The organism is Terrabacter terrae (assembly GCF_039529575.1).
Taxonomy (GTDB): domain Bacteria; phylum Actinomycetota; class Actinomycetes; order Actinomycetales; family Dermatophilaceae; genus Terrabacter; species Terrabacter terrae.
Genome location: NZ_BAAANB010000106.1, coordinates 1 through 4,843, shown reverse-complemented (window position 1 = coordinate 4,843; position 4,843 = coordinate 1). Strand labels below are relative to the sequence as shown.

Annotated in this window: 3 protein-coding genes and 1 pseudogene; all 4 read left to right on the top strand. The window is 71.2% G+C overall.

Annotation, left to right across the window (positions count from 1 at the left end):
• Nucleotides 1-4: 4 nt before the first annotated feature.
• Nucleotides 5-460 (top strand): annotated as a pseudogene (locus ABD194_RS19585) ((2Fe-2S)-binding protein); the annotation flags it as partial.
• A gap of 233 nt (nt 461-693) precedes the next feature.
• On the top strand, nt 694-3,213 hold the full coding sequence (locus ABD194_RS19580) for a xanthine dehydrogenase family protein molybdopterin-binding subunit (protein WP_343994618.1): 2,520 nt from the start codon (nt 694-696) through the stop codon (nt 3,211-3,213).
• The gene (locus ABD194_RS19575) at nt 3,210-4,067 is read left to right on the top strand and encodes an FAD binding domain-containing protein (RefSeq protein WP_343994616.1); all 858 of its coding nucleotides are present in this window, start codon (nt 3,210-3,212) and stop codon (nt 4,065-4,067) included. The genes ABD194_RS19580 and ABD194_RS19575 overlap by 4 nt, the downstream gene beginning before the upstream one ends.
• 7 nt (nt 4,068-4,074) lie before the next feature.
• The coding region (locus ABD194_RS19570) for an SRPBCC family protein (RefSeq protein WP_343994614.1) at nt 4,075-4,843 on the top strand (769 nt) is incomplete at its 3' end.

The following is a 4,843-nucleotide window of genomic DNA, read 5'->3' as shown; positions in this document are numbered from 1 at the left end:
AAGCATGACCCGAATCAACGTGACCGTCGACGGGGTGAGCTACTCCGACGAGGTCGAGCCCAGGACCCTACTGGTCCAGTACCTTCGCGAGACCCTCGGCAAGACAGGCACCGTCATCGGCTGCGACACCAGCAACTGCGGTGCCTGCACCGTCCACCTCGACGGCACGAGCGTGAAGTCGTGCAACGTCCTCGCCGTCCAGGCCGACGGCCACGACGTGACCACCATCGAGGGCCTGGCCACCGAGGGGCAGCTGCACCCGATGCAGCAGGCCTTCCACGAGTGCCACGCCCTGCAGTGCGGCTACTGCACCCCGGGCATGATCATGCAGGCCTGCGACCTGCTCAAGGAGAACCCCGACCCGAGCGAGCAGGAGATCCGCGAGGGCCTCGAGGGCAACCTGTGCCGCTGCACCGGCTACCACAACATCATCAAGGCGGTGGCCCAGGCGGCCTCCGCCATGCGTGAGGACGCGCAGGCACCCGCGGACAGCGCGGTCCCGGCCGGCGGCCCCGAGGCGCCCGAGCCCGTGCCGGCCGGCGTCGGCGCCGCAGGACCTGACATCCCACCGGGAGCCGGTGGCCGGGTCGGCAACGGCTCCAACGGGGGCCCGAGCGGCGACCTGTCGTCCGGCTCCAGTGCCGGCTCCAGTGCCGGCTCCAGTGCTGGCTCCATGGGAGAGGGGGCCCGGGCATGACCATCACCGAGGACCGGCCCGCAGGGTCCACGCCCACCGGAGAGGTCGGCAAGGCCCGCCGCCGCAAGGAGGACCAGCGCCTCATCACCGGCCGCACCCGCTGGACCGACAACATCACGCTGCCCGGCATGCTGCACCTCGCGATGGTGCGCAGCCCCTTCGCGCACGCGAACATCAAGAGCATCGACACCGACGAGGCCAAGGCGGCCCGCAACGTCGTCGCCGTCCTCACCGGCACAGACCTCGCCGACTCCCAGGGCGTCAACGCCAACGCCTGGCCGATCACCGCCGACCAGGTCACGCCCGACCACCTGCCCATGGCGGTCGACCGCGTCGCCTGCGCCGGCGAGATCGTGGCCTGCGTCGTGGCCAGGACCGCCGCCGAGGCCCGCGACGCCGCAGAGCTCGTCGACGTCGACTACGAGGAGCTGCCCGCGGTCCTCGACATGAAGGAGGCCCTCAAGGACGAGGTGCTCGCGCACCCGGCTCTGAAGACGAACAAGTCCGCCTTCTGGCAGCTCGACTCCAAGGAGGCCGGCACCGGCGGCGACGTCGACGAGGCGATCGCCAAGGCGCGCCAGGACGGGATCGTCGTCGAGCGCGAGTACCGCCAGCAGCGCCTCATCCCGGCCTTCATGGAGCCGCGGTCGGTGGTCGTCGACCCTACCCACGAGCAGCTGACGATGTGGACCGCGACCCAGATCCCGCACATCCTGCGGTTCCTCCTCGCCGCGACGACCGGGGTGTCGGAGTCCAAGATCCGCGTCATCGCCCCCGACGTGGGCGGCGGCTTCGGCGGCAAGCTGCAGACGACGCCGGAGGAGTTCGTGGCGTTCGCCGTGGCCCGCCGCCTGGGCAAGCCGGTCAAGTACACCGAGACCCGGTCCGAGTCGCTCGTCTCCGGCCACCACGGCCGCGACCAGTGGCAGCGGCTCACCCTCTCGGCCGAGAAGGACGGCACCGTCACCGGCTTCAAGGTCGAGCTGCTCGCCGACCTCGGTGCGTACGTCGCCATCATGGGTGGCGGCGTGCCCGTGCTCGGGGCGTGGATGTTCAACTCCATCTACAAGTTCCCCGCCTACCGGTTCAACGTGCAGACGATCCTGACGAACAAGACGTGGGTCGACGCATACCGGGGGGCCGGTCGCCCGGAGGCGACGTTCGGCATCGAGCGCATGATGGACGAGCTCGCCGCCGAGCTGGGCGTCGACCCGCTCGAGATCCGCGAGAAGAACTGGATCACGCACGAGGAGTTCCCGTTCACGACCGTGGCGGGCATGACCTACGACACCGGCAACTACGAGGCCGCCACGGCCAAGGCCAAGGAGCTCTTCGGCTACGACGAGCTGCGCGCCGAGCAGCAACGGCGCCGCGAGAGCAACGACCCGGTCCAGCTCGGCATCGGCGTCTCCACGTTCACGGAGATGTGCGGCCTGGCGCCGTCCCGCATCCTCGGCTCGCTCAGCTACGGCGCCGGCGGCTGGGAGCACGCGAGCATCCGCATGCTGGCGACCGGAAAGGTCGAGGTGGTCACCGGCACCTCGCCGCACGGCCAGGGCCACGAGACGGCCTGGAGCCAGATCGTCGCGGACAAGCTCGGCGTGCCCTTCGAGGACGTCGAGGTGCTCCACGGCGACACCCAGATAGCGCACAAGGGCCTCGACACCTACGGCTCGCGCTCGCTCGTCGTCGGGGGCGAGGCCGTCGTGCGGGCGGCCGACAAGGTCATCGAGAAGGCCAAGCCCATCGCGGCGCACCTGCTCGAGGCCAGCGTCGACGACCTCGAGTTCAAGGAGGGCCGCTTCGGCGTCCGCGGCACCGACAAGGGCATCTCGATGGCGGAGCTCGCACTCGCCAGCTTCGCCGCGCACAACCTGCCCGACGGGATCGAGCCGGACCTCGACGCCCACGCGACGTTCGACCCCGACAACTTCTCGTTCCCGCACGGCACGCACCTGTGCGCCGTCGAGGTCGACACCGAGACCGGGGCGACGACGATGCGCAAGTACGTCTGCGTCGACGACATCGGCACGATCATCAACCCGCTCATCGTCGAGGGCCAGGTCCACGGCGGTCTGGTCCAAGGCATTGCGCAGGCACTCTGGGAGGGCGCGGAGTACGACGAGCAGGGCACCCTCGTGACCGGCTCGTTCGTCGACTACACCCTGCCCACGGCCGCCGACACGATCAGCTTCGTCACCGACCACACGACCTCTCCGTCGACCTACAACTCCTTGGGCGCCAAGGGAGTCGGCGAGGCGGGCACGATCGCCTCCACCCCGGCGGTCGTCAATGCGGTCGTGGACGCGCTGCGCCCGCTGGGCGTCGCCGACGTCACCATGCCGTGCACCCCGGAGCGGGTGTGGAAGGCCATCCAGACCGGGCGCGCGGTCAACCCCGAAGGTGAGCGCGACGCGCAGCCGCACTTCGACGGAGGCACGGCCAACCAGGACGCCGGGACCTCGGGCACCGCCGGCGCGAGTACCGGCTCCGCGAGCGAAAGGAGCCAGTCGTGATCCCCGCCCAGTTCGACTACGTCGCACCGACATCGGTGCAGGAGGTGATCGCGGCGCTGGCCGAGCACGGCGACGACGCAAAGGTGCTCGCTGGCGGGCAGTCGCTGCTGCCGATCCTCCGGATGCGCCTCAACGCGCCGGAGGTCGTCATCGACCTCGGGCGCATCTCCGAGCTCCAGGGCATCAGCGAGGAGGGCGACCACCTCGTCATCGGCGCCATGACGACGTATGCCGCCGTGCTGGCCTCCGAGGCCGTCTCGACGCATGCAGCCCTGCTGTCCAAGGCGATCCACACCGTGGCCGACCCGCAGATCAGGCACCGCGGGACAGTCGGGGGCGCGCTCGTGCACGCCGACCCGGCCGGTGACGTCGGGGCGCCGGTCATGGCGCTCGAGGCGGAGCTGGTGATCGCGGGGGCCGACGGCTCCACGCGCACCGTCGCGGCCGAGGACTTCTTCGAGGACCTCTTCACGACCGCGGTCGGCGAGGGCGAGCTGCTGACGCAGATCCGCATCCCGAAGCACACGGGCTGGGGCGCACACTACGAGAAGTTCGTGCGCGTCAGCCACCAGTGGTCGATCGTCGGGGTCGCGGCCACGGTGCTTAGCGAGGGCGGCTCCATCGCCGAGGCGCGGGTCGGCCTGACCAACATGGGTTCGACGCCGCTGCGGGCGCGTTCGGTCGAGGAGGCCCTCGTCGGGCAGCCCGCGACCGACGAGGCGGTCCGCGCGGCGGTCGCCTCGGTGGCCGAAGGCACCAACCCGCCGTCGGACCTCAACGGCGACTCCGACTACCGCAAGCACCTCGCCACGGTGCTGACCCGCCGCGCGGTCCTCGCCGCCGCAGGAGCGTGAGCGCCGGATGGAGCTGACCCACTCCTTCACCGTGCCGACCTCGGTCGACGACGCCTGGAACCTGTTCATGGACCTCGAACAGGTGGGCGGCTGCTTCCCCGGCGCGACCGTCACGGAGGTGAGCGACGACGGCTTCTCGGGCACGGTCAAGGTCAAGCTCGGCCCGATCGCGCTGCTCTACACAGGGTCCGGCTCGTTCGCGCAGCGCGACGACGTCGCCCACCACGCGGTCATCGAGGCCAAGGGCAAGGACAAGCGCGGCAACGGCACGGCCGGCGCCACGGTGACGATCCAGCTCACAGGCGCCGAGGGCGGCACCAGGGCCGACGTCGTCACCGACCTCGCGGTCACGGGCAAGCCGGCGCAGTTCGGCCGGGGCGTCATGCAGGACGTCTCCGACAAGCTGCTCCAGCAGTTCGTGGCGTGCATCGAGAAGCAGCTGGCAGGACCACCCGCGGCGCCCGAGTCCGAGGGTGCGCCCGAGGGCGCGGCGGAGACGGCAGCCACCGCTCCCGCCGCTGCGGCGGCGGTCGCCTCTGCGCCGTCGACCGGCTACGTCGAGACGGGGACGGACGCGCTCGCGGCCGACACCGCCACAACGGCGGCCGCAGCATCGCCGCCAGCCCCGGCAACTGCGGCGTCCCAGGTTGCCTCCGCACCGCGGCGCGTCACCGGGGAGGTCGAGGAGGAGGCGCTCGACCTCGGCTCGGCGGTCATGCCGGTGCTCATCCAGCGGTACGCCGGCTACGCCGCTGCCGCCGCCATCGGCGTCCTCA

Coding starts and splice junctions, on each gene's coding strand:
- ABD194_RS19580 (WP_343994618.1), top strand. CDS start 694: ATGACCATCACCGAGGACCGGCCCGCAGGGTCCACGCCCACCGGAGAG.